Here is a 24,666-nt window from a genome sequence, read left to right as displayed (position 1 = left end):
TAGGCCCTCAAACGACCACGTTCACGAGCCGTCCCGGCACGATCACCACCTTCTTCGGCGTCTTGCCTTCGCCGAACTTGTCGAACATCTCGTGCGCGAGTGCCGCCTGCTCGATCGTCTCGCGTGGCGCGTCGTTGGCCACCTTCAGCGCGCCGCGCACCTTACCGTTGATCTGCAGCACCAGTTCGACTTCGCTTTGCTCCAGCGCCTGCTCGTCCACCTTCGGCCACGGCGCGTCCAACAGCGTGCCGAATTGCGTCGCGTACCCCAGTTCGCGCCACAACGTATACGTGACATGCGGCACCACCGGATACAGCACGCGCAGCAAGATGCCATATCCTTCATAGAGGACCGCGGCGCCGACGTCTTTGGCCGACTCCAGCGCGTTGAGCATTTTCATCGCCGCGGACACGACCGTGTTGTACTGCAGCCGCTGATAGTCGAAGTCGGCCTGCTTGAGCACCGAGTGAATCTCGCGGCGCAGCGTCTTGCTCGTGTCGTTCAGCGTCGCGGTATCCAGCGCCGGACGCTCGGCGAACGTTGCACGATGCGCGTAGCCGAACGCCCACAGCCGTCTCAGGAAACGGCTCGCGCCTTCAACACCGGCACTGGACCATTCGAGCGACTGCTCGGGTGGCGCCGCGAACATCGTGAATAGTCGCGCGGTATCAGCACCGTGCGAATCGATCAGATGCTGCGGATCGACGCCATTGTTCTTCGACTTCGACATTTTTTCGACGCCGCCCATCTCGACCGGCTCGCCATCGGCGTGCAGCACCGCGCTGACTGCACGCCCTTTGTCATCGTATGACAATGTCACGTCGGTGGGGTTGAACCACGTCTTCTTGCCGGCCGCGTCCTCGCGATAGTACGTCTGGTCGAGCACCATGCCCTGCGTGAGCAGATTGGTCGCCGGCTCGGAAAAGTCGGTCAACCCGAGGTCGCGCATCACCTTGGCCCAGAAGCGCGAATACAGCAGGTGCAAAATCGCATGCTCGATGCCGCCGATGTACTGGTCCATCGGCATCCAATAGTCGGTACGCGCATCTACCATCGTCGGCGCGTCCGGGCACGCATAGCGCGAGAAATACCAGGCGGAATCGACGAACGTGTCCATCGTGTCCGTCTCACGCCTCGCGTCGGCGCCACAGCGCGGGCACGTGCAGTGCATGAACGCCTCGGACTTGGCCAGCGGATTGCCGCTGCCATCCGGCACCAGGTCCTCGGGCAGCAATACCGGCAAGTCCTGTTCCGGCACCGGAACATCGCCACAGCGCGGGCAATGGATGATCGGGATTGGCGTGCCCCAATAGCGCTGGCGCGAAATGCCCCAGTCGCGCAACCGGTACGTGACCTGCTTGCCGCCGAGCCCCTTCGCGGCAAGGTCCGCCGCGATCACCTCCACCGCCTGCTCGTAGCGCATGCCGTCATATTTGCCACTGTTCACGCAAACGCCGGCGTCCTTGTCACCGTACCAGTCCTGCCACGCTTCGGTCGAATACACCTTTTCCTGTACCGCGATGACCTGCTTGATCGGCAGGCGGTACTTCGTCGCGAACGCGAAGTCGCGCTCGTCGTGGGCCGGCACGCCCATCACCGCGCCTTCGCCATAGCTCATCAGCACGTAGTTGCCGATCCAGACTTCGATGTCGGCGCCAGTCAGCGGATGCTTGACGAAGAAGCCGGTGGACACGCCTTTCTTCTCCATTGCCGCCATGTCCGCCTCGGCCACCCCGCCACGCTTGCACTCGTCGATGAACGCCTGCAACGCGGGTTGGTCCCGTGCCAACCGTGTGGCGAGCGGGTGCTCGGCGGCGATGGCTGCGAACGTGACGCCCATGATCGTGTCCGCGCGGGTCGTGAACACGCGCAGCAATTGCTGCTGTCCATCGATCTCATACGGGAAGCCGAAGTTCACGCCATGGCTCTTGCCGATCCAGTTGTGCTGCATCACCTTCACGCGCTCGGGCCACCCCAGCGCGTGAAGGTCCTGCAGCAACTGCTCCGCGTAGTCCGTGATCCGCAAGTAATACATCGGGATCTCGCGCTTTTGGACCACCGCGCCGGAACGCCAGCCGCGCCCGTCGACGACCTGCTCGTTGGCCAGCACAGTCTGGTCAACTGGATCCCAATTCACCGTCCCCGTCTTCTTGTACGCGATGCCCTTTTCGAGCATCTTCAGGAACAACCACTGGTTCCACTTGTAGTAGTCCGGCTTGCATGTCGCAATCTCACGCGACCAATCGATCGCCAATCCCATCGCCTGCATCTGCTTCTTCATGTAGGCGATGTTGTCGTATGTCCACTTGGCCGGTGGCACGCCGTTGGCGATCGCCGCGTTTTCCGCCGGCATCCCAAACGCATCCCAGCCCATCGGCATCAGCACGTTGTACCCGTTCATGCGCCGGTGACGATACATCACGTCGTTGATCGTGTAGTTACGCACGTGCCCCATATGCAGCTTGCCCGACGGGTACGGCAGCATCGACACGCAATAGAATTTCTTTTTGTCGGCGCGCTCGGTACTACGATAGACATCGTTGTCTCGCCATGCTTGCTGCGCGGCGGATTCGACATCGGCGGGAACGTATTTATCTTGCATGATGGTCGTCGGGGACAGTCGGCTTGCGGCATACCGCGCAGGGGGCGCACGTGCAGTACCGTGCCTCGGGAAAGCCAGGGAAACGCCGATTATAGCGTCTGCGCGCTCGCGGGCGGCACGCGCTTGCTTGCGTCAGTGCGCGTCGCCGCCATGAGCCTGCGCCGGCGCGCGCCGGTCGGCGTCGGCCGGTGCACTGACGTAGGCATGCAGATCGTGCGCGAACCCGTCCAGATCTTCTATAAGCAGCCGGATGACGCGGCCGAGCACGTTTACGCGATGGCTGCCGGAATCGCGACCACCAGGCCGAACGCGGTCATAATCAGCGCCTCGCCGACCGGACCCGGACCGGCGACATTGTCCAGTGGCACGCGCCACCCATTGCACGGCACGCACCGGCGCTGCGGTCGATGCGCCGCTCGCGTGCGCACGACGGCTAGCGCAGGCCCAGCACGTCCCACATATCGTACAGCCCCGCCGGTCGGCCAGCCAGGAAACGGGCGGCCCGTACGGCGCCCTGCGCATACGCGAGCCGGTTGGCCGACTTATGCGTAATCTCGATCCGCTCGCCGGTGCCGGCGAACATCACCGTGTGGTCGCCAACGATGTCGCCGCCGCGGATGGCCGAGAACCCGATCGTTGACGGGTCGCGCTCGCCGGTCACGCCATGGCGCCCATACACGGCACAGGATGCCAAATCACGACCCAACGCCGTCGCGATCACTTCACCCATTTGCAATGCCGTGCCGGACGGCGCATCCACCTTATGCCGGTGATGCGCCTCGATGATCTCGATATCGTAGCCGGTGGCGAAATGCGCGGCGGCCACTTGCAGCAGCTTCAACGTCACGTTCACGCCCACGCTCATGTTCGGTGCGAACACGATCCCAAGCGTCTGCGCGGCAGCGGCCAACTCGGCCTTTTGCGACTCGGCAAAACCCGTCGTGCCGATCACCATGCGGGTGCCGTGCCGGCGCGCCGCCTTTAGGTGCTCGAGCGTACCCTCCGGCCGCGTGAAATCGATCAGTACGTCTGCATGCGCGAGCACGCGCTCCACGTCGTCGGTGATCGCGATACCGGTCTGCCGCCCGGCAAACGCGCCGGCGTCCTGCCCTAGCGCGGCAGCGCCCGCGCGGTCCAGCGCGCCCGACAACGTGACTTCCGGCGTATTCAGCACCGTTTCGACCAGCATTTGCCCCATGCGGCCCGATGCCCCTGCGATAGCAATCTTCATCATTGCGTCCCTTGTGCGTCGCTGGGCTCCAGCACCGGCTGGTTCTGCAGGTTTGCGGCATTGGCCGGCGCCAGACCAGTTGACGGGTCCGGCGACGGTGCAACGCCGGTCGGCGGCAACGCGATGTGCTGCGGCGCGACGCCAGGCGGCAGTGGTGGCTGCGTGGCACGCTGATACTGCAATTGCGGCTGTGCCGGCATCCCCGTGTTCGGCGGCTGCGCATTCGCTACCGGCGTGTTTGCGCGCACCGATGGCGTCGCACCCTTGGACGGCGGTGTAACCTGAGCAGTCGCGTGGTTCGCCGCGGCCGCGGCTTCTTCATTGGCGGCATGCGACGATGGCAACGCGCTGACATCGCTAACGCCGCTCGCCGCGGCCTCGGCTGCCACTTTCTTCAAACCTTTGCGGTCGCCATCGATTTCGGCGATCAGCTCGTACTCGGACGGCAGATCGTCGGCCCCTGTCCAGCTTGCTACGCGATCGCCGACAAAATTCACGACCAGGTCGCGCTGCTGGACAACAGAAGTCGAGCCGCGCTTGAAATAGAACACATAGTCCCAGCGATCGGTATGGAACAGGTCGGTGAGCAGCGGTGTGCCCAGCACGCTACGCACTTCATCGCGAGACATGCCGACGCGTAGCTTCGATGCAGCCTCAGCTGATACGAAGTTGCCCTGCACGACCGTGATCCGGTATGGAGTGATCGAACGCGCGATGCGTTGCGTCAGACTGTCGTATGTCTTGCATGCACCGAGCGAAGCCACGGCGGCCAGCACGACGACGCGGGCCGTTACCGCAAAGACCGTGGCGCCCATGCGCGCTCCGGAGAAGAACATTGAACTCATTTCACCCATAAAACGCGTCTGACGCTTTGATCGATTTGGGCCCGGGACGCGCCTGCGCCGACCAGAATACCCAAAAACCCATTACTATTAGAACCTTGCATTGTACTCTAGGGATGCCTAGCGATGACCAATCCCGCTGACCTCAAGAACATGGGGCTCAAGGCAACCTTGCCGCGCCTAAAGATTCTGGAGATTTTTCAACACAGTTCCGTGCGCCACTTGACCGCGGAAGACGTCTACCGCAACTTGCTTAATGAGGAGCTAGATATTGGCCTGGCAACTGTTTATCGCGTGCTGACGCAGTTCGAGCAGGCCGGCCTGCTCACGCGCAGCAACTTCGAGTCGGGCAAAGCGGTGTTTGAACTCAATGAGGGTACGCACCATGACCATCTGGTCTGCCTGGACTGCGGCCGGGTTGAAGAATTCTACGATCACGAGATCGAGCACCGTCAGCAGTTGATTGCACAAGAACGGGGCTTCAAGCTACAGGAGCACGCGCTTGCGATGTACGGCTCCTGCACGAAGGAAAACTGCCCGCACCGCAAGCCGTAAACACACGCTGTGATCGGGATAGAGGACAGGCCTTGTGGCCCCGCCCGCCGGGTCACCGGAGCGGACACCGAACTCCCGGTAACCCATTCGGGGGTGACAATTTCACCAATGCCACGTGGACGCCCGCAACGGGAGAAAAAATGACTAAAGCGAATGGCTCTGACATCCCGGCTAAAGCAGCCGATAAACCCGCAAAGACCTTGCTTCAAAAATATGGGTGGAGTCTCGGTCGGCAAGGTTTAGATGCGGAAAGGAGCACACGGGAAGGAGCATGCGAGGTTCCTTATGTGACAGCTTCGGATCAAAGCCGGCAGCCTACATCCGACGGGATTCCAACTCCATAAAAAAGGGAACTGACCTTACAAATCAGTTCCCTTCTTTGCCTCGGGCCGCCTCTGAATTCGGCCGAAAAAATCAACTCAATGCCAGAGCGGCTTGCCTGACCTCGATTTCAGCGTGGCTTGCCCAACTGGGCAGCTTTCTTACCGCATACGAGATGCTGCGTGCACGTTACTTCGCGTTGGCCAGCGCCACCGTCGTATCGAGCATCCGGTTCGAGAAGCCCCACTCATTGTCGTACCAACTCGACACCTTCACGAGACGGCCCGACACTTTCGTGAGCGTCGCATCGAATGTCGAGGACGCCGGGTTATGATTGAAGTCAACCGATACCAGCGGCGCGTCGCTGTAGGCGAGAATGCCCTTGAGCGCGCCTTCCGACGCTTCCTTCAAGATCTTATTTACTTCGTCCACGCTCGTGTCGCGCGACGCGATGAACGACAGGTCAACGATCGACACGTTAATCGTCGGCACGCGCACCGCGTAGCCATCCAACTTACCGTTCAGCTCCGGCAGCACTAGGCCGACGGCTGCTGCCGCGCCGGTCTTGGTCGGGATCATGCTGTGCGTGGCCGAACGGGCGCGGCGCAGGTCCTCATGGGTACACGTCGGTCAGCACCTGGTCGTTCGTGTACGCGTGAATCGTCGTCATCAGGCCGTTCTCGACGCCGATTTTGTCGTGCAGCGGCTTGACCAGCGGCGCAAGGCAGTTCGTCGTGCACGAGGCGTTCGAGATGACCGTATCCGACGCCTTCAGCACCTGGTGGTTCACGCCATAGACGATCGTCGCATCCACATCCTTGCCGCCCGGCGCCGAGATCACGACCTTCTTCGCGCCACCCTTCAAGTGCGCGCTCGCCTTCTCCTTCGACGTGAAGAAACCGGTGCACTCCAGTACGACGTCCACACCGAGATCGTCCCACGGCAGCTCGGCTGGGTTGCGGTTCGCGAGCACGCGGATCTTATCGCCGTTGACGATCATGTAATCGCCGTCAACCGAGACGGTGCCCGGGAACTTGCCATGCGCGGTGTCATACTGGGTCAGATGCGCGTTGGTCTGGGCATTGCCGAGGTCGTTGATCGCCACGATCTCGATGTCGTGCTTCTTGCCACCCTCATAATGGGCCCGCAGCGTATTGCGGCCAATACGGCCATAACCGTTGATTGCGACGCGAATCGTCATGTCTATCTCCTGATGGGTAAATGGCAACGCTCCGACTGAAGGTGTGCGACGCGCGGTCAGCACATCACACACCCTCGGCTTAACCCAATACCGACTTCACAGTGTCGACGACGTGGTCGATCATGAAGCCAAAATGCTTGAACAACACGCCGGCGGGCGCCGATTCGCCGAACGTGTCGATCCCGACCACGCCGCCGTCGATCCCCACATACTTGTGCCAAAACGCCGTGACGCCGGCCTCGATCGCCACCCGCGCCACGCCGCGTGGCAGGACGCGCTCGCGCCACTCGGCATCCTGCCGATCGAACACCGTGGTCGAGGGCATCGATACGACACGGGCGCCGATGCCCACGCGCGCAAGCGGCTCAACAGCGTTCAGCGCGAGCTCGACCTCGGAGCCCGTCGCGATCAGGATCACCTTGCGGGCCGGGATGTCGTCATTCCAGTCGCGCAGCACGTACCCGCCTCGGGCGATCGCCGCAATCTGCGCGTCGGTCCGCGCACAGAACGCCAGATTCTGCCGGCTGAAGATCAACGACGATGGCCCATGGCGCTCGACCGCCTGAGTCCAGGCCACCGCGGTCTCGACCGTGTCGGCCGGGCGCCATACGTCCATGTTCGGAATCAGGCGCAGGCTCGACACGTGCTCGATTGATTGGTGTGTCGGGCCGTCCTCACCCAGCCCAATCGAGTCGTGCGTGAACACGAAGATCGAACGGGTCTTCATCAGTGCGGCCATCCGCAATGCGTTGCGGCTGTAGTCCGAGAAGGTCAAGAACGTGCCGCCGAACGGCAAGTAGCCGCCATGCAGCGCCACGCCGTTGAGCGCCGCGCTCATGCCGAATTCGCGTACCCCGTAGTTGACGTGATTACCCCATTGCAGTATCGGCGCGCCGCTTTCACGGCCCGCGCGTACCGGCTTGCTGGCCTTCCAGTTGGTCAAGTTCGAGCCGGTGAGGTCGGCCGAGCCACCCAGCAGCTCCGGCAACGCCGCAGCCAGCGCCTCGATCGCCTGCTGCGACGCCTTACGGGTCGCGACCGTCTCAGCGCGCTCGTTGGCGGCAGCGATCAGCCGCTGCGCAGCATCGGCCCAATGCGCCGGCAGCCGGCCGGCGATGCGGCGCTCGAACTCGGCCGCCTGCTGCGGATACTTTGCGCGATACGCGGCAAATGCCTCATGCCACTCGCGCTCGGCCTGGGCGCCCGTCTGCTTCGCATCCCACAACGCATAGACGTCCTGCGGGATTACGAAAGGCTCGGCGCCCCAGCCGATCGCTGCGCGCGTCGCGGCAATCTCCGTCGCGCCCAGCGGCGCGCCGTGCACGTCGTGGCCGCCGGCCTTGTTCGGCGCCCCCCTGCCAATGACGGTACGGCAGCAGATCAGCGTCGGCTTATCCGACTGCTTCGCGACGCGGATGGCCGCGTCGACGGCGTCCACATCGTGGCCATCGACCGCGCGGATCACGTTCCAGCCATAGGCCTCGAAACGCTTCGGCGTATCGTCGGCGAACCAGTGCTCGACATCCCCGTCAATCGAAATGCCGTTGTCGTCATACAGCACGATCAGCTTCGACAACCCCAGCGTGCCCGCCAACGAGCAGGCCTCGTGCGACACACCTTCCATCAGGCAACCGTCGCCGACGAACACGTACGTATAGTGGTCGACGATCTTCGCGTCAGGCTGGTTAAATTCAGCCGCTAGCAGCGCTTCGGCTAGCGCCATGCCCACCGCGTTGGCCAATCCCTGGCCCAGCGGTCCGGTGGTCGTCTCGACACCTGGTGTGATCCCGACCTCTGGATGGCCAGGTGTCCTCGAATGCAATTGGCGGAAACGCTTCAACTCGTCCATTGGCAAGTCATAGCCGCTCAGGTGCAGCAGCGCGTACAGCAGCATCGACCCATGGCCATTGGACAGCACGAAGCGATCCCGATCTGCCCAATGGGGATTGGCCGGATTGTGCCGCAGATGACGTTGCCACAGCGCCACGGCGATTTCCGCCATGCCCATCGGCATCCCCGGATGACCGGAATTGGCTTGCTGAACGGCGTCCATGGCCAACGCACGGATTGCGTTGGCCATCATGGTGGTCTGGGTATCGGGCGGGGTCGTCATGTCGGGTCCGGACTCAGGAAAAGCAGGGCCACGCGCGTCGCGAGTCGCGGCCGCGCCGGCGCAATGGGAATCGCATGCGGGCACACCCGCGCGCGAAGCGTCGCAAAACACATTATTCTAACAGACAGGTCTGCCGCTGCTTGGGCGTGTTGCGCCGCGCCACAGACGCGCGCGGGGATCGCCAACTGCCTGGCCACAGCGCCACAGCGGCGCCATGCCACCCTCGAGGAGCCCTGCCAATTGAAACCGCAATCGCCATCATTCCACACGCCGCCCGCCGTGGGGCCCGCCGACGCTACGCACGACACCGAGCGCCCGGACGCGCACGGCAGCACACTGACGTTGCGCCCGTGTGCGTATTATGCGTACACGTTCACCGGCGCTCGACGGCTGCAAACGATCAAGTCGGCGTATCAGCATATTGAGGTCTGGGATACGCCACTGCTCGGCAAGCTATTCGTGCTCGACCAACGCCCAATGACATCCGAGCGCGACGAGTACCTCTATCACGAAAGCATGGTGCATCCCGGCGCGCTGGCGCGCAAGCAGCCTCCGCGGCGCGTGCTGGTTCTCGGCGGCGGCGACGGCGGTGCGGCTCGGCAGTGGCTCAAGTACGAGGCACTGGAGCACATCGTCATCGCGGAGCTTGATCCCGCGGTCGTGGCAATGGCGCGGCGCCACCTGCAGCGCGTGCACCGTGGCGCGCTCGACGATCCGCGCGTGCAGATCGTCACGGGTGACGCGTTGCACTTCGTGCAGCACACGCAGGAGCGCTTTGACGCGGTCGTGTTCGACTTGACACCGCCCGATTCGCCCGCCTCGACGCTCTACACACGCAGTTTTTACGCATTGCTGCGCACACGCATGGTGGACGACGCGGTGCTGTCAATCCACCTCGGCTCGCCGCTGTTCCAGCCCGGCCAGGTGGCGGCACTGCTCGGCACGCTGCGCGCCGCGTTTGGCCATGTCGCGCTGATGCAGACGTATGTGCCGCTATACGGCTCGCCGTGGCAGATGGCCGTGGTCAGCGACACATTCGATGTCGGACAACTGCCCGCGCAACAGGCAGTCGAGCGCGCGGCGCAATGGGGATTGTCCAGGCTCGAATACTATGACCCGTCCCGTCACGATACTTTTTTCATCGAGCGGATACCGGATCGCGGCACGGCGCCGCAATGATGCCACGCCGCGACGCGCCACCGGCGACGGCTCGCGTGTGCCACCGCGGTTATGACACAATCCAGCCGGTGCGCACACGCACGTCATCCGTTACACCCCGCCCTCTCGACAATGACCACGCTATCGCCACCTCGCTTTTTTGTCCCCATGCCGCTGCACAGCGGCCACAGCATGCCGCTGCCGGATGATGTCGTGCGTCATATGCACGTGCTGCGGCTACAGGCCGGTGACAAGGCGATCCTGTTTAACGGGGAAGGCGGCCAGTTCGACGCCGAATTACTTCAGTTAGACAAGCGTTCAGCGACGGTGCAAGTCGGCCGCTTCGACGCGCGGGAGGTCGAGCCGCCTTATCGCGTCGTGCTAGCGCAAGGCATCGCCGGGGGCGACAAAATGGACTGGCTGCTGGAGAAAGCCATCGAACTGGGCGTGGCCAGCGTGATACCGCTGGTGACCGCGCGCAGCGTCGTGCGACTGACCGGCGAACGCGCCGCTCGGCGCCACGCGCACTGGCAAGCGCTGGTGCGAGCTGCATGCGAGCAATGCGGGCGTAATCAGCTACCCGACGTTGCGCCGCCCACCGACGTCATGGCATGGCTCGAGTCATCTGTGGCCTTGCCCCGCGATAATGCATTGCGTCTGTTGCTGTCACCGCGCGCCGAGCGGCCGTTCGCGGCACTGCCCGACACCGCGCCTGCCGCGCCGGTCATCGTGATGATCGGACCGGAAGGCGGGTTATCAGCGACTGAGGAGGCGGCCGCGATATCCCACGGCTTCATGCCGCTCGGCCTGGGCCCACGCGTGTTGCGCACCGAGACGGCCGGCATCGCGGTGCTGGCCGCGTTAGCGGCGCGCTGGGGCGGATGGTGAGAAGCCGGCGTGGGCCGCCCACGTCACACGCGGGCAAGCCGGACTGGGTCAAGCAAACGAATAGAACACGCGGAAATTCACCTTCCGCTCTGCCCAGAATTCGGCCGCCTCGCGGAACACATCGAGCAGTGTCTCCCGCGCTTCCTTGTCGAACTTCTGCGTCGCGGGCAAGCCCTCGAGCACGATCACAAATCCAGGTTGTGCTCCCGCCTTGTGCACGACGTCGGTCAGGCAGTCGTACAGCGCATCGTAATTCTTGCCGAAGTGCTTCGGGAAAAAAAACGACGTCGAGATCGTCTCGAGCACTTCCGCTTTCGTCTGCGCCGCCGCGCAATTTGCATACAGGAAATGGTGGCCCAGCCGGGCTGCCTCATCGGCCAGCTCCGGCACGCGGAACGCACGGATCGATTGCACGATGTTCGAGCGCACCGTCTTGAAAAGGCTCATATTTCCCTCATTGAACAGCAGCGCGCCGGCACGGCGCTGCTCACGTTCGGCGTCCTGCTGGCGCAGCACGCGCTGAAACAACCTGCTGTCGTTCAGCGCGAAAATATCGCGCGCGACCCCGGTGCCGTGCGAATAAGTGTTGTCGCTCATAACCGTAGTCATCCCACAATTCGTTTGAAACTCGCGTCATGGTCGCCGGTGTAATAGCATTCACCGATATAACGCGGCACTCTTGCGCAGACGATTCTTTGTTCTGCGCGATGACGCGCGCGGCGTCTTCACCGTGTACTCGTGAGAATAGTCACGGGGTCGCACCGGCAGGTGGCGCTCGACATGACCGAACACCTCGCCATCCTTTGGATAAGGGAACGGGCCGCCGGCCTGGATCGATTGGAACGTGAACTGCACTTCACCGGGCAGCCCGGCAATCGACACCTCGCCGAGCGAGGCGCCAATGGACGCGTCCGACGGCAGCAAGTTCGCGCCCACGCGGTGGAAACCAAGCCAGGCACGCTGGTGGCGGACACGGTCACCGCAAGCACGGCGTAACGGAGCCACTTGCCGATCCTGTATCTCGTTTCGCGAAGAGGACGCGTATACGACCATTAAAACGTAAGGTTATCCCGAATGGCCTTAATAATCAATGGTGTTAGACAATTGCAAGGTTAATTTCCATGACTGGCACACGGGTTCGGAGTCTATCATCACCAAAGTGTCTACGAAGCAATCCAGATTCGGATGCTCGCTGCAGTCATCAAAAATTCGCTTGCGTGCCTCATTCGTGAGGCACGCTTTTTTGTGCATCCGGTTTCGATGCGTGCGCCTCATACAGCACACGCCATGCCACGGTGGCAGAGCCGTTGCCTGCCTCCGCGCGGCTCATCGCCCGCCCGATTCCTTGGTACCCGCGGCCACATCGGCCACCAGCAGCGCAGTCATGTTCACGATGCGTCGCACAGTCGCGGACGCGGTCAGCACATGCACGGGCTTTGCCGCGCCCAGCAGGATCGGCCCGATCGCGATGTTGTTGCCCGCCGCGGTCTTGAGCAGATTGTATGAAATATTGGCCGCATCAATGTTGGGCAGGATCAGCAGGTTCGCGTCGCCCTCGAGCGTCGCCTCCGGCAGCACAAACTTGCGCAGGTTTGCGTCAAGCGCGACATCGCCATGCATTTCACCGTCGATCTGCAGTTGCGGGGCACGCTGCTGCAGCAACGCGAGCGTGTCGCGCATCTTCTTGGCACTCGGCGCGTTGCTCGAACCGAAATTGGAGTGGGATAGCAGTGCGATCTTCGGTTCGATGCCGAAACGACGCACCTCGTCCGCGGCCATCACCGTGATTTCGGCCAACTCCTCCGGTGTCGGGTCGACGTTCACGTGCGTGTCGGCTAGGAAGATCTGGCGGTCCGGCAACACCAGGCAGTTCATCGCCGCGTAGACCGAGCAGCCGGCGCGCTTGCCGATGACTTGATCGATAAAGTGCAAATGCCGGTGCGTGGTCGAAATCGTGCCGCAGATCATCCCATCGGCTTCGCCCTTGAGCACCAGCATCGAGCCGATCAGCGTGGTGCGTCGCCGCATCTCGACTTTCGCCAATTGCTGTGTGATGCCCTTGCGCGCCATCATCTTAAAGTACGTCTGCCAGAAATCACGGTAGCGCTCGTCGTGGTCGGTATTGACGATCGTGAAATCCTGTCCCGGCACGAGGCGCAGCCCGTAGCGCGCGATGCGCTGCTCGATCACCGCCGGTCGTCCTATCAGAATCGGCTTGGCCAGCCGTTCGTCGACCACGATCTGTACCGCGCGCAGGATGCGCTCCTCCTCGCCCTCGGCGAACACGATGCGCTTCTTGTCCGCATCGATGCTGCGCGCGATCTGGAAAATCGGCTTCATCGTCGTGCCGCTGTGATACACGAACTGCTGCAGATGCTGCCTATAGGCGTCCATATCCTCGATCGGCCGCGTTGCGACGCCGCAATCCATGGCGGCCTGCGCGACCGCCGGCGCGATTTTCACGATCAGCCGCGGATCGAACGGCTTCGGAATCAGATACTCAGGGCCAAACGTCAAGTCCTGGATCCCGTACGCCGTCGCCACGATGTCGCTTTGCTCCTGGCGCGCCAATTCGGCGATCGCGTTGACCGCGGCGATTTCCATCTCCTTGGTAATCGTCGTCGCGCCGGCATCGAGCGCACCGCGAAAAATGAACGGAAAACACAGGACGTTATTGACCTGGTTCGGATAATCGGTGCGGCCAGTGGCCAGGATCGCGTCGGGACGCACCTGGAGCGCGACCTCCGGCAGGATTTCGGGCGTCGGGTTGGCCAGCGCCAAGATCAGCGGCCGGGCCGCCATCTGCTTGACCATGTCCGGCTTGAGCACGCCGCCGGCGGACAAACCGAGGAACACGTCCGCGCCGCCGATCACATCGGACAGCGTGCGCGCGTCGGTGACCTGTGCGAACAGCGCCTTGTCCGGATCCATCAGCTCCGTGCGGCCCTCGTAGACGACGCCGATCAGGTCCGTGACAAATACGTTCTGGCGCTTCAGCCCCATGCCGAGCAGCAGGTTCAGGCACGCAAGCGCCGCGGCACCCGCGCCGCAGGCCACCACCTTCACCTCGCTGAGCGACTTGCCGACGACCTTCAGCCCGTTGGTTACCGCCGCGGCCACCACAATCGCGGTGCCATGCTGGTCGTCGTGGAATACCGGAATCTTCATCCGCTTGCGACACTCACGCTCGACCGTGAAGCAATCTGGCGCCTTGATGTCCTCCAGGTTAATCCCCCCGAAGGTTGGCTCCAGCGCGGCGATCACCTCAATCAGCTTTTGCGGATCCTTTTCGTTCAGTTCGATGTCGAACACGTCGATGCCGGCAAACTTCTTGAACAGCACGGCCTTGCCTTCCATGACCGGCTTGGCCGCAAGCGGGCCGATATCGCCCAGGCCCAGCACGGCTGTGCCGTTCGACACCACGCCTACCAAATTGCTGCGTGCGGTGAAGCGCGCCGCGTTGAGCGGATTAGCCACGATTTCCTCGCACGCCGCCGCCACACCCGGCGAATAGGCCAGCGCGAGATCGCGCTGATTGATCATCTGCTTGGTGGGCGCGATGGCGATTTTCCCCGGGGTCGGGAATTCGTGATAATCGAGCGCGGCTTCGCGCAGCTTGCTGTGGGTCGGTGTGGACATAATGGCCTGGCAGTGCGGATTAGAATGCGTAGTCGAGCTGCATTGTAGCGTCATTGGCGGATCTTGGATCGGCGCTGTCCGACTGTCGCCGCGATGGCGACACCGTGCAGCGGCGTCGCGCACGGCGCGGCGCGCACCCCTGTCATGCAAGCTTCGTCACGCATCATGCCGACATCCTTATCTGAATTCAATCTCATTGATCGTTATTTTGCCCGGCACAGGCCATCACGCCGCGACGCCGTGCTGGGGATCGGCGACGATTGCGCGTTGCTTGCCGGGCGGCCCGGGCACGAATTGGCGGTGTCCACCGACATGCTGATCGAGGGGCGCCACTTCTTCGCTGACGTCCCGCCGGCGACATTGGGGCACAAGGCTCTGGCGGTCAACCTGTCGGACTTGGCCGCAATGGGCGCCGAACCACGCGCGTTCACGCTGGCGCTGGCGCTGCCGGATGCGGGCGTGGCGCGCCAGGACTGGCTCGAGGCATTTGCGCAGGGGCTATTTGCGCTGGCCGATCGCCACGGCTGCGAGTTGGTCGGCGGCGACACCACCGCGGGAGCGCTGAACATCTGCATCACCGTGTTCGGCGACGTGCCCCGTGGCCAGGCACTGCGCCGCGACGCCGCCCAGCCCGGCGATGACATCTGGGTATCCGGCGTGCTGGGTGACGCACGCCTGGCGCTGGGCGCGCTGCGCGGTGAATGGCCGCTCGCCGCGAACGAGCTGCCCGCGTTACGTCATGCCCTGCAGATGCCCGAACCCCGTATCGCGCTCGGCATCGCGCTACGGGGCGTCGCGCACGCCGCGCTCGACCTGTCCGACGGGTTGGCCGGGGACTTAGCGCACCTTCTCAAGCGTTCCCACGTGGCCGCACGCGTGGATGTCGACGCGCTGCCGCGCTCAGCCGCCCTGCGCGCGCAGCCCCTGTCGATCCAACACCGCTGCGCGATCGAGGGCGGCGACGACTACGAGCTGTGCTTCACCGCGCCGCCCAGCCAACGCGCCACGCTGCTCGCGCTCGCCGCACGCATCGGCGTGCCACTCACGCGGATAGGTACAATAGACGCCCTTGCCGATCCGCCCGCGGGTGACACCACCGCCGTCAACGCACACGCGGTGCATTGGTACGATGCGTCCGGCGCCCCGATCGGCACAACTTGGCGCAGTTTTGACCATTTCCATGCAGAATGACCCATCCCACTCCAATGCGCACCGGCCGCATGTCGCGACGGTGACCCCGGGCGGCACGCCGCCCGGCCGCCGCGCCGCGCCGCGCTCGCGCGCCACCGCGCGTTTCATGTTGTCCCATCCGCTGCACGTGTTGTCGTTCGGCTTTGGCAGCGGCCTATCGCCGGTGATGCCCGGCACAGTCGGGACCCTGTTCGGTTGGCTGTCGTTCATCGCGCTGAATCCGTACCTAAGCGTCGTGCAATGGTGGATGCTGATCGCGGTCGGCTTTGTTGCCGGATGCGGCTTCACCGGCTTCACGGCGCGACGCATGGGCGTGGCGGATCCGGGCGCGGTGGTTTGGGACGAGATCATCGCGATCTGGCTGGTGCTGCTGTTCGTCACGCCGGCAAACTTTGCCGGCCAACTCGGCGCGTTCCTGACATTCCGCTTTTTTGACATGGTCAAGCCGCCGCCGATCCGCTATTTTGACAGGCGGTTGTCAGGCGGCTTCGGCATCATGTTCGACGATATCGTCGCGGCATTCTTCACACTGCTCGTCATCGCGCTGGTACGCTCGTTTTGACGTGTCGCGACAGCACGCACGCGATGATGACAGGTGGTTTCCTTCTTGCTAGCCAACAACAAATTTAATTCGATGGCAACTGACACGGTAGTCCACCAACTTGCGATTCGCGTTGGCAACCGCTTGCGCGACGAGCGCCTGATGCTCGTCACCGCAGAATCATGCACCGGCGGCATGGTCGCGACGGCGATCACCGACATTCCGGGCAGCAGCGGCTGGTTCGAGCGGGGCTTCGTGACCTATTCGAACCTGGCCAAGACCGAGATGATTGGCGTGCCGGCCGACATGATTGAGCGCCACGGCGCGGTCAGCGAGCCTGTGGCGCGTGCGATGGCCGAAGGCGCACTGCGCAACAGCCGCGCGCAACTCGCGCTGTCAATCACCGGCTTGGCCGGCCCGGACGGCGGCAGCGAGGCCAAACCGGTGGGCACCGTCGTGTTTGCGTGGACAAACCGATTGCATACGATCAGCGAGGTCCAGCTATTGCGCGGGGATCGCGGCCAGATTCGCAAGCAGTCAGCTGCGCATGCGTTGCGCGGGTTACTCAAGCTACTGGACGAAAAGGAACACTGAGCGAGCCGTTGCCGGCGAGCGCGTCCCGTCGGTCAGTTAGCGATAAGCGTTGATCGCGTCGCGCGTCGCGCGCGCAGCCTCGGCTGCGGCCGCTGCAAAGTCCTCACCGCTACGCGCGTACAGAATCGCGCGCGACGAGTTGATCATCATGCCGGTGCCGTCAGCTGTACGGCCGGCATGGACCGTCGCCTCGATGTCGCCGCCTTGCGCGCCGATTCCCGGAATCAGCAGCGGCATCGTACCAACGAGCTGGCGCACCGCATCAATTTCTTTCGGGAACGTCGCGCCCACCACCAGCCCGAGCTGTCCGCTGGTATTCCATTGCTCGGCGGCAAGCGCCGCCACGTGCTGGTACAGAGGCCGCCCTCCGATGTCGAGGAATTGCAAGTCCGAGCCGCCCTGATTCGACGTGCGGCACAACACGATCACGCCCTTGTCCCGATACGCAAGATACGGCTCGATCGAGTCGAACCCCAGATAAGGGTTGACCGTCACCGCGTCTGCGCGATATCGCTCGAACGCTTCGCGCGCGTACTGCTCTGCGGTGCTGCCGATATCGCCGCGCTTGGCGTCCAGCACTACCGGCAGCCCCGGGTGCCGCGCGTGGATGTGCGCGATCAACGCCTCGAGTTGCGCTTCCGCGCGGTGTGCGGCGAAATAGGCAATCTGCGGCTTGAATGCGCTCGCATAGGGCGCGGTGGCATCGACGATGTCGCGGCAGAACGTGAAAATGGCATCGGCGCGCCCGGCCAGATGCGGCGGAAAACGCGATGGCTCGGGGTCGAGCCCGACGCACAGCAATGATTGCGTGCGCTGCCAGGCGCGCTCCAGGGTAGCAATGAAGGACATGGTCGGATCTGCAAGAAGCACCGCGAACGACGCGGCGGGCGGACCCGTATTCTACTTGCTTATACGGACGGCCTGGCCACGCGATGCTCGCGCGCGCCTACAGCGACGCGCGCAGCGCCGCGAGCACCGGAGCCGGGTCGGGACGCACGCCACGCCAGACAAAGAACGATTCCGCGGCCTGCCGCACGAGCATCCCGAGGCCATCGACCGTGCGCGCGCTCAGGCGGGCGGCGTGCTGCATGAACACCGTGGGCCCGGCTGCATACATCATGTCGTACGCGAGCGTACCTGGGCCGACGCACGCCGCTGCGAATACCGGTACGGCCCCATCCAGACTGCCGGCGGTCGCGTTGATCACGATATCATAGACGCCGTGCTCCACGCCCGGCGCGCCGCCTTCCAATGCACAGCCCGCCGCCCGGGCGGACGCTGCAAAGCGCTCGGTCAACTCGGCTGCACGCGCCGCAGTCCGATTGACGATTGTCAGCGCGCGGGGCCGGCGCTCCAGCAATGGCAGGATCACGCCGCGCGCCGCGCCGCCCGCGCCGAGCAGCAGCACGCGCGCGCCGTTGAGCGCGACACGCGGCTGCGCTTCGACGTCAGTGACAAGTCCAACGCCATCGGTGTTGTCGCCGACAATCTCGATGCGGCCGCCGTCCACGCGGTCAAAGCGCAACGTATTAACCGCCCCGGCCGCCTGCGCCCGCGCGGAACGCCGTGTCGCCAGCGCATAAGCCTGCAGCTTGAACGGCACCGTGACGTTTAGCCCGCACCCACCGGCCGACACGAAAGCGTCCACGGCCTGCGCAAAGCCGTCCACCGGCGCAAGAATCCGGTCGTATTCGACCGGCTCGCCCGTCTGCTGGGCAAAGCTTGCATGGATGGCCGGTGACTTGCTATGCGCGACTGGGTTGCCGATCACCGCATAGCGGTCCGGACCCTGGCCGCCCGGCGCAGGCGGCGCGCTCATTGCGCCACCTCACCATCATTGCGCTGGTGCGTCACATCGCCGTGAACGGCCGCGCCCGCATCCGGCTGTGCATCGCCGGATTTCGCTGAGGCATCGGACGCGTCGCCTAGCACCTGGACGTCATGACCCGTCGCGGCTTCCATGTCCGTTCCGCTGTTCGTGTCCAGCGCCCTATCCGCGTCCTCGTTCGTCTCGTCGCCGCCCGTCACACGCGTCACGTCCAGCACTTCGATGAGCCGACACGACGCCTCCACGCGCAGCTCGTCGATCGCCATCACCTCGAGCAGCACACGCGTGCCGCGCGCTTGCACGCCCAACCCCGGCACGTGCAATAGCAGCGGGACTTCTTCGAGTCGCACGACGTCGTCCTTGACGATCGTGGCCACCACCCGGTCGCGCTTTTCTTGCTTTAGCCAGCGCAGACACCAGAAATATTCCATGCGCCGCTGGTGGTCGGCATACGCGGTATAGGTCTCGTCAAAATTTTGCACGATGGCGTACAGGTCCGCGTCCTTCGGCTTGAACGGCGCGGCCAGCTTCGCGGTAACGCCATGCCGGACACACGCCAGCAACTGCCACTGATTCACCAAGTCGACATACCGGCGCAGCGGCGAAGTGCTCCACGCATACTGCGCCACGCCAAGCCCTTCGTGCGGCGCCGGCGTGGTCTGCATCCGCGTGCGATTCGGGCCGAACGCGCGCTGCGCGCGATAGATGCCCGGCACGCCATGCTCATGCAGGAACGCGCCCCAGCGGCTATTGGCCAGGATCGCCAGTTCCGCCACGATCAGGTCCAACGGTGAACCGCGACGGCGCGGCGTGATGCTGACATGCTCGCCGTCGACGTAGAAGTTGTAGTCAATGTTGCGCTGCACCTCGCGCCTGAGTCCGTAGCCGATACGCGCCTGCTGACGTCGCTCGTACAGCGCCTTGGCGAAGGGCCACAGCACCGCGATCTCGTCCTTGTGCGGGTAGTCTCCGGCGCCGGCCTCGAGCGTCTGCTCGGTGATGATCTCGTCCAACACGTTGTGCCGCAGGTTGCTGACCACATGCACGCGCTCAGCCACCGTCTCAGTCATCACGATGTCCTGCGTGGCGGTGTCGATGATCAGGTATAGCGACAACGCCGGCCGCAATCCGCCCTCCTTCAGCGTGAACGTGCCAACGAAATCGTCCGGCAACATCGTGATCTTGTCGCCCGGCATGTAAACGGTTGACAAGCGCGCACGCGCGATCGCGTCCACCGCGTCGCCGCGCTCGATGCCCAGCGCCGGCGCCGCGATGTGAATACCGATCCTTGCGCGCCCGTGCGGCAGGCGCTGGACCGAGAAGGCGTCGTCGATCTCGGTGGTGGTCACGTCATCGACGGAAAACGCTTGCACACCGATCGCCTCACCCAGGTCCTCCGGCAACGGACCCGCGTTCAACGTGGGAAAGCCGGTACCGTGTGGAAAATACTCAGACAGAAACCGCGCTTCGTGCAGCGCGCGGGCCGACGGGATGCCGCCGACGTCCAGCATCAATTGCGCGGCCGACTTACCCAATGCGAGCGCAGCCGCTTCCAGTGCCTTGTATTCAATCGAATTTTTGTCCGCACGCGTGAGCAAGCCGAGCACCTTGCCGTCGAACGCGGCAGGCAGCCTGCCGGCTTTAAGCTCGTCCTCGTACTGCTGTTGCACGATCGCCTGTTGGCGCCGCCGCTCCAGCGCCGCGAGCGCCATTTTCAACTGCTCTTCGGGCGCGCGCTGGTACTGCCCCCGTCCTTTACGTCGGAAGTAGACCGGCGAGCCGTGCATGCAAAGTACCAGCGCGCTCTTTTGCACGGGATCCGGCGTGCCACCGAAATAGTCATTGGCTAGGTCGGTGAAGCGAAACTCGTCCGGTGGAGAGATTTCCCACAAGAAATCCAAGTCGATTTCCTTCGCCGCCGCATCGGCCTGCTGAATCAGGTCGGCGGCGCTCGGGCTGTCGAACTCGATCAGCACGTCCTTGCTGCGAACCTTGGCACGACGCCCACCCGGCAACTCGACCTGGAACGCGTCACCTTGCCGATTCAATACTGTGCCAGCCTTAAAACTACCGGATTCCTCAAAAAAAACGTTCACTCGGTACTCTCGAAACGTGAAGGCCGCGCGCGGCGGCCGGGGACGGCGCCGCGTGCGCCGCCCGGGGGTCTAGTCCTACGCCGCGACGGGTCCGCGGTCGGTGTCGATGCCGCAAAACGCGAGCACCTCGTCCACGTACGTCGCAAAATCGCTGATCGCATGGTCGCCGCCATTGATCAGCGTGGTGCGCACACCGGCGTAATGTGCAAGCATCTCCCGGTAGTCGAGGACTTCGTCGCCGGTCGCGGCAATCAAATGATACCGCTCGGGCCGCGTGATCGCGGCGACCTGCAGCGCACGCAACTCGTCAAGGTGATGTGGCTCGACAACGACCGAGCCGCCACCGTGCCACAACGGCTGCTCACCGAGATACGCGGACAAGTCGCGCTGCGGCATCACCGCCGGGTTGAGCAGCATCGCCGGCCAGCCATGTTTTTCGGCCAGATAGGTGGCAAAAAACCCACCCAGCGAGCTGCCGATCAGCGTGACCGGCGCGGCGCGCTCCGCTGCACGCGCCTGTTGAGTCTGTTGGACGAGTCGCTCAGCCAGCGCGATCGTGTCGCGCGGCGACACCGGCAATTGCGGGCACAGCCAGTCGCCGGCTCGACCGAGCCGCGTCAGCCGCTCAGCCAGCAGGCGTGCCTTGAACGAGCGGGGGGAAGAGCGGAATCCGTGCAGATAGAGAATCATGTCGCGCCCCGGTTCGCCAGCGCGTCAAACAGCTTCTGGTGTACGCCGCCGAAACTGCCGTTGCTCATCACGAGCACATGATCGCCGGCACGCGCAGCCGCGGCGACGGCCCGCACCAGTGCGCCGAGGTCGTCGAAAGCGTGCGCCTTGTCGCCCAGCGGCGCAAGCGCCGCCCCGAGGTCCCAGCCGAGCGCGTCCTTGCCCGAAGGCGCACCGTAGCCGAACACCAGATCGGCGCCCGCCAGACTTGCCGGAAGCTGCGCCTTCATCGTGCCGAGTTTCATTGTATTCGAGCGCGGCTCGAGCACCGCGAGGATTCGGGCGTGCGGCGCATCGCCGATGCGGGTGCGCAAGCCGGCGATGGTCGTGCCGATCGCGCTCGGATGGTGCGCGAAGTCATCGTAGATGGTAACGCCATCGATGCTGCCACGCACCTCCATGCGACGCTTTACATTGCGAAAACCGCCAAGCGACGTCGCCGCCTGCACAGCCGGCACGCCGACGTTGTGCGCGGCCGCGATGGCAGCCAGCGCGTTCATCCGGTTGTGCTCGCCTTGCAGCGACCAGTTGACCACCCCCACCCGTTGCGCACGCCAATACACCGCGAAACGCTCGTCTGCCGGACTTGCCTCATCTGCCGGCAGCACCTGCCATCCGCCCTCGACGCCGAAGCGCTCGACCTCGCTCCAGCAGCCGCGGGCCAGCACACGCTGCAATGCGTCATCGGTGCCGTTCACGACGAGCCGCCCCGTCCTTGGAATGGTGCGCACCAGATGGTGAAACTGCGTCTCAATCGCCGCCAGGTTGTCGAAGATATCGGCATGGTCGAATTCGAGGTTGTTCAATATGGCCGTGCGGGGCCGGTAGTGGACAAACTTAGACCGTTTGTCGAAGAATGCGGTGTCGTACTCATCTGCCTCGATCACGAAAAAACTCGAATCGGTCAGCCGGGCGGAGATGCCAAAGTTCAACGGCACGCCGCCGATTAAGAAGCCAGGGTTCATTCCCGCGTCCTCGAGCAACCACGCGAGCATCGACGCCGTACTGGTCTTGCCGTGTGTGCCGGCGACGGCTAGCACCCATTTGCCGGCCAGCACGTGCTCCCCCAACCACTGCGGGCCTGACACGTAGGGCAAGCCGCGATCCAGAATCGCCTCCATGAGCGGGTTGCCGCGCATCACGACATTGCCAACGACAAACAGGTCCGGCTGCAACGCCAGTTGTTCTTCACCATAGCCCTGAATCAACTCGATGCCTTGGCTTTGCAACTGGGTGCTCATCGGTGGGTACACGCCGGTGTCGCAGCCCGTGACCTTGTGACCCGCAGCGCGCGCCAGTACGGCCAGGCCACCCATGAACGTGCCGCAAATCCCGAGAATATGAATGTGCATAGCGTTGGAGTCCGTCCACCGAGCGGGCGCGGCCCGCGCCGCATCGTCGAACTGCGTCCGGAACTGGCGTGGAGTAAAGTACAACATTGTAACCGAGGGGCTGCACGCGAGCCGGGCCCCGCACGGCGGCAGTGCGCGGCGCGTGTGCGAACTGCGGGTATTATTACTGCTATGGCTTCGAAACTGCATCTGGAGCGGGACCGCGTGCGCGATGAAATCGCGATGGTGGCCGCGCGCCTAATCGCCGAAGACGGGCTCGACTATGCTAGCGCCAAGCGCAAGGCAGCCCGGCAGATCATCGGTGAGACGCGCGTTGCCGGTGAATGGTTGCCAGATAATGACCGAATCGAAGAAGAAATACGGGAATATCTGGCGTTATTCCATGGCGACACGCAGCCCGGCATTCTGCGGCGGCTGCGCAAAACCGCGCTGGACTGGATGGCGCGGCTCGCGCAATTCAATCCCTACTTAACCGGTGCCGTGCTTAACGGCACGGCCGGCGTCCATTCGGACATCCACCTGCAAGTGTTTTGTGACAATCCGAAAGAAGTCGCCATCCACCTACTGAACGCCGGCATACAGTACGACGTATCCGAGACGCGCCATTTCGCCGGCCGGGGGGCGGTTGAGACATTGAGCTTCATCGCCCGCGACAGYGACGGCAACGCGGTCGGCCTCCATGTGGCGCTATACGACACAAATGATTTGCGTGGCGCGGTCCGTGCCGATGCGCGCGGACGACAGGCGCGCGCCAACGCGGCGTCGGTCCGGGCACTGCTCGATGCGGGTTGAATGGCAGCGGCAGTTGCGCACATCCGCACGTCCACATGCCTGCACCGCACCGGACTGCACTGCACTGCACTGCACTGAACCGGCGCGGACTGTAGCAGTTCGCCCTTGCTTAATGGAAATGCGATGAACTCGACGTTATATCCTAGCTTCCCACCTGCTTGCCCCGCACCAGCGCCGGCACGCCGCGCCCGTGCCGCGTGGCGCGCTGTGGCCTGCTTGCTGTGCGCGCCGCTGCCTGCCTGTGCAGCGCAGCCAGCGGGCACCGCGCAGTCGGCATACGCCACCGTGCCGCCCTACGCGGCCCACGACGACGCAGTACGCGCGCTGTTTGCTAGTTCGTTGCCCGATCCGGTAGGCCAGCTTCAGCCGTTGGCCCAGTATCGCGGCAAAGTCACCGTGGTGAACTTCTGGGCGTCGTGGTGTGCGCCATGCGTGAAAGAAATGCCGGCGCTGTCCGGGTTGCAACGCCGCTACGCGGACAAAGGCGTGCGCTTCGTCGGCATTGGCGTCGATTCGGCCCGGAACATATCGCAATTTCTATCCAAAGTGACGATTGGCTACCCAGTCTACGTAGCCGGTTTCGGCGGCGCGGACTTGGCTCGCCAGTTCGGCAATCAGGCCGGCGGGTTGCCGTTTACCGTAGTCATCGACAAAGCGGGACACGTTCGCTACTCGAAGCTGGGTGAAATCGACGTGGCGCGGCTGAGCATGGAACTGGACGCGCTATGACCTAGGCGGAACAGTCAGTGCTGTGCGGCACACCAACTCGGCACTCGCGTGTCAGTCATCGGCAGCGCGTGTTGATCACAAATGTCGATTACAAATTACACGGTAATTTATTGATAAATTGTAGACGTTTGCCACTGTTGGCTGCCATTTGCCGCTTGATCGGCTTAATTTACAGCCGCCACGTTTTGCCGAACGTCCGTTCTTTTAGCGGCGAATGCGCCGAAAACTGGACAATTTTTTTGAATCAGCGGTAAAGTGCGCGCA

At 63.7% G+C, this 24,666-nt stretch carries 20 protein-coding genes and 2 pseudogenes; 8 read left to right on the top strand and 14 right to left on the bottom strand.

Features of this window, described 5'->3' with window-relative positions; translation table 11 throughout:
* Positions 1–7: 7 nt before the first annotated feature.
* The 4 genes and pseudogenes from leuS to RBRH_RS01615 form a co-directional block, all read right to left on the bottom strand.
* The gene (gene leuS, locus RBRH_RS01630) at positions 8–2,602 is read right to left on the bottom strand and encodes a leucine--tRNA ligase (protein WP_013434152.1); all 2,595 of its coding nucleotides are present in this window, start codon (positions 2,600–2,602) and stop codon (positions 8–10) included.
* Positions 2,603–2,734: 132 nt separating this feature from the next.
* Positions 2,735–2,964 (bottom strand): annotated as a pseudogene (locus RBRH_RS16910) (MotA/TolQ/ExbB proton channel family protein); the annotation flags it as partial.
* 71 nt (positions 2,965–3,035) lie between these two features.
* Complete coding sequence (gene dapB, locus RBRH_RS01620) at positions 3,036–3,833, bottom strand: 4-hydroxy-tetrahydrodipicolinate reductase (protein ID WP_041753017.1); 798 nt, start codon at positions 3,831–3,833, stop codon at positions 3,036–3,038.
* Positions 3,833–4,669: an outer membrane protein assembly factor BamE gene (locus RBRH_RS01615; RefSeq protein WP_232509344.1), complete on the bottom strand. Its 837-nt coding sequence runs from the start codon at positions 4,667–4,669 to the stop codon at positions 3,833–3,835. The genes dapB and RBRH_RS01615 overlap by 1 nt, the downstream gene beginning before the upstream one ends.
* Positions 4,670–4,801: 132 nt before the next feature.
* On the opposite strand from RBRH_RS01615, the gene fur reads away from it, so the two are divergent.
* Positions 4,802–5,230, top strand: coding sequence for a ferric iron uptake transcriptional regulator (gene fur, locus RBRH_RS01610; RefSeq protein WP_013434148.1), 429 nt, complete (start codon positions 4,802–4,804; stop codon positions 5,228–5,230).
* Positions 5,231–5,740: 510 nt separating this feature from the next.
* Here fur and gap read toward each other — a convergent pair.
* Together gap and tkt are read right to left on the bottom strand one after the other, a co-directional pair.
* Positions 5,741–6,752 (bottom strand): annotated as a pseudogene (gene gap / locus RBRH_RS01605) (type I glyceraldehyde-3-phosphate dehydrogenase).
* Positions 6,753–6,831: 79 nt separating this feature from the next.
* Complete coding sequence (gene tkt, locus RBRH_RS01600; RefSeq protein WP_013434145.1) at positions 6,832–8,865, bottom strand: transketolase; 2,034 nt, start codon at positions 8,863–8,865, stop codon at positions 6,832–6,834.
* Between the two features lie 279 nt (positions 8,866–9,144).
* Between tkt and speE the strand changes: the two genes are divergently transcribed.
* A complete protein-coding gene (speE, locus tag RBRH_RS01595; RefSeq protein WP_370645056.1) occupies positions 9,145–10,044 on the top strand; it encodes a polyamine aminopropyltransferase in 900 nt (299 codons plus the stop codon).
* Positions 10,045–10,155: 111 nt separating this feature from the next.
* Entirely contained in the window at positions 10,156–10,911 is a 756-nt protein-coding gene (locus RBRH_RS01590) for a 16S rRNA (uracil(1498)-N(3))-methyltransferase (protein WP_041753015.1), read from the top strand.
* Between the two features lie 48 nt (positions 10,912–10,959).
* On the opposite strand, the gene RBRH_RS01585 is transcribed toward RBRH_RS01590, so the two are convergent.
* The 3 genes from RBRH_RS01585 to RBRH_RS01575 all read right to left on the bottom strand — a co-directional run bounded on the left by RBRH_RS01585 (position 10,960) and on the right by RBRH_RS01575 (position 14,550).
* The gene (locus RBRH_RS01585) at positions 10,960–11,508 is read right to left on the bottom strand and encodes a barstar family protein (protein WP_041753014.1); all 549 of its coding nucleotides are present in this window, start codon (positions 11,506–11,508) and stop codon (positions 10,960–10,962) included.
* A 60-nt stretch (positions 11,509–11,568) separates the two neighbouring features.
* A complete protein-coding gene (locus tag RBRH_RS16130; RefSeq protein ID WP_338911011.1) occupies positions 11,569–11,916 on the bottom strand; it encodes a ribonuclease domain-containing protein in 348 nt (115 codons plus the stop codon).
* A 321-nt stretch (positions 11,917–12,237) separates the two neighbouring features.
* Positions 12,238–14,550, bottom strand: coding sequence for an NADP-dependent malic enzyme (locus tag RBRH_RS01575; RefSeq protein WP_041753013.1), 2,313 nt, complete (start codon positions 14,548–14,550; stop codon positions 12,238–12,240).
* 165 nt (positions 14,551–14,715) lie between these two features.
* Between RBRH_RS01575 and thiL the strand changes: the two genes are divergently transcribed.
* From thiL to RBRH_RS01560, 3 genes are all read left to right on the top strand, one after another.
* Entirely contained in the window at positions 14,716–15,741 is a 1,026-nt protein-coding gene (gene thiL / locus RBRH_RS01570; RefSeq protein WP_041754008.1) for a thiamine-phosphate kinase, read from the top strand.
* Complete coding sequence (locus RBRH_RS01565) at positions 15,731–16,303, top strand: phosphatidylglycerophosphatase A family protein (protein ID WP_041753011.1); 573 nt, start codon at positions 15,731–15,733, stop codon at positions 16,301–16,303. The genes thiL and RBRH_RS01565 overlap by 11 nt, the downstream gene beginning before the upstream one ends.
* A 72-nt stretch (positions 16,304–16,375) precedes the next feature.
* A complete protein-coding gene (locus RBRH_RS01560; protein WP_041754007.1) occupies positions 16,376–16,876 on the top strand; it encodes a CinA family protein in 501 nt (166 codons plus the stop codon).
* 36 nt (positions 16,877–16,912) lie between these two features.
* Here the strand turns inward: RBRH_RS01560 and pyrF are convergent, their stop codons facing one another.
* From pyrF to mpl, 5 genes are all read right to left on the bottom strand, one after another.
* Positions 16,913–17,725, bottom strand: coding sequence for an orotidine-5'-phosphate decarboxylase (gene pyrF, locus RBRH_RS01555; protein ID WP_041753010.1), 813 nt, complete (start codon positions 17,723–17,725; stop codon positions 16,913–16,915).
* A 97-nt stretch (positions 17,726–17,822) separates the two neighbouring features.
* Positions 17,823–18,695, bottom strand: a complete 873-nt coding sequence (gene aroE, locus RBRH_RS01550; protein WP_013434131.1) for a shikimate dehydrogenase — start codon at positions 18,693–18,695, stop codon at positions 17,823–17,825.
* Positions 18,692–20,800 carry a ribonuclease catalytic domain-containing protein gene (locus tag RBRH_RS01545; RefSeq protein ID WP_013434130.1) on the bottom strand — a complete coding sequence of 703 codons (2,109 nt, stop codon included), beginning with the start codon at positions 20,798–20,800 and terminating at the stop codon, positions 18,692–18,694. Before RBRH_RS01545 ends, aroE begins: the two co-directional genes overlap by 4 nt.
* A gap of 75 nt (positions 20,801–20,875) precedes the next feature.
* Complete coding sequence (locus RBRH_RS01540) at positions 20,876–21,490, bottom strand: YqiA/YcfP family alpha/beta fold hydrolase (protein WP_013434129.1); 615 nt, start codon at positions 21,488–21,490, stop codon at positions 20,876–20,878.
* Positions 21,487–22,881, bottom strand: coding sequence for a UDP-N-acetylmuramate:L-alanyl-gamma-D-glutamyl-meso-diaminopimelate ligase (gene mpl, locus RBRH_RS01535; protein ID WP_013434128.1), 1,395 nt, complete (start codon positions 22,879–22,881; stop codon positions 21,487–21,489). The genes RBRH_RS01540 and mpl overlap by 4 nt, the downstream gene beginning before the upstream one ends.
* A gap of 171 nt (positions 22,882–23,052) precedes the next feature.
* On the opposite strand from mpl, the gene RBRH_RS01530 reads away from it, so the two are divergent.
* Entirely contained in the window at positions 23,053–23,673 is a 621-nt protein-coding gene (locus RBRH_RS01530) for a hypothetical protein (RefSeq protein WP_013434127.1), read from the top strand.
* Between the two features lie 123 nt (positions 23,674–23,796).
* On the top strand, positions 23,797–24,402 hold the full coding sequence (locus RBRH_RS01525; RefSeq protein ID WP_049786335.1) for a TlpA family protein disulfide reductase: 606 nt from the start codon (positions 23,797–23,799) through the stop codon (positions 24,400–24,402).
* Positions 24,403–24,666 lie beyond the last annotated feature (264 nt).

The organism is Mycetohabitans rhizoxinica HKI 454, assembly GCF_000198775.1.
GTDB classification, from domain to species: domain Bacteria; phylum Pseudomonadota; class Gammaproteobacteria; order Burkholderiales; family Burkholderiaceae; genus Mycetohabitans; species Mycetohabitans rhizoxinica.
Note: the sequence above shows the minus strand (reverse complement) of the source record. Positions and strands in the feature narration are given on the sequence as shown.

Excerpts from the sequence above, each read along its gene's own strand:
- leuS (WP_013434152.1), bottom strand. The coding sequence starts at position 2,602 with ATGCAAGATAAATACGTTCCCGCCGATGTCGAATCCGCCGCGCAGCAA.
- dapB (WP_041753017.1), bottom strand. The coding sequence starts at position 3,833 with ATGAAGATTGCTATCGCAGGGGCATCGGGCCGCATGGGGCAAATGCTG.
- RBRH_RS01615 (WP_232509344.1), bottom strand. The coding sequence starts at position 4,669 with ATGTTCTTCTCCGGAGCGCGCATGGGCGCCACGGTCTTTGCGGTAACG.
- fur (WP_013434148.1), top strand. The coding sequence starts at position 4,802 with ATGACCAATCCCGCTGACCTCAAGAACATGGGGCTCAAGGCAACCTTG.
- tkt (WP_013434145.1), bottom strand. The coding sequence starts at position 8,865 with ATGACGACCCCGCCCGATACCCAGACCACCATGATGGCCAACGCAATC.
- RBRH_RS01590 (WP_041753015.1), top strand. The coding sequence starts at position 10,156 with ATGACCACGCTATCGCCACCTCGCTTTTTTGTCCCCATGCCGCTGCAC.
- RBRH_RS01585 (WP_041753014.1), bottom strand. The coding sequence starts at position 11,508 with ATGAGCGACAACACTTATTCGCACGGCACCGGGGTCGCGCGCGATATT.
- RBRH_RS01575 (WP_041753013.1), bottom strand. The coding sequence starts at position 14,550 with ATGTCCACACCGACCCACAGCAAGCTGCGCGAAGCCGCGCTCGATTAT.
- thiL (WP_041754008.1), top strand. The coding sequence starts at position 14,716 with ATGCCGACATCCTTATCTGAATTCAATCTCATTGATCGTTATTTTGCC.
- RBRH_RS01565 (WP_041753011.1), top strand. The coding sequence starts at position 15,731 with ATGCAGAATGACCCATCCCACTCCAATGCGCACCGGCCGCATGTCGCG.
- RBRH_RS01560 (WP_041754007.1), top strand. The coding sequence starts at position 16,376 with ATGGCAACTGACACGGTAGTCCACCAACTTGCGATTCGCGTTGGCAAC.
- pyrF (WP_041753010.1), bottom strand. The coding sequence starts at position 17,725 with ATGTCCTTCATTGCTACCCTGGAGCGCGCCTGGCAGCGCACGCAATCA.
- aroE (WP_013434131.1), bottom strand. The coding sequence starts at position 18,695 with ATGAGCGCGCCGCCTGCGCCGGGCGGCCAGGGTCCGGACCGCTATGCG.
- RBRH_RS01540 (WP_013434129.1), bottom strand. The coding sequence starts at position 21,490 with ATGATTCTCTATCTGCACGGATTCCGCTCTTCCCCCCGCTCGTTCAAG.
- mpl (WP_013434128.1), bottom strand. The coding sequence starts at position 22,881 with ATGCACATTCATATTCTCGGGATTTGCGGCACGTTCATGGGTGGCCTG.
- RBRH_RS01525 (WP_049786335.1), top strand. The coding sequence starts at position 23,797 with ATGAACTCGACGTTATATCCTAGCTTCCCACCTGCTTGCCCCGCACCA.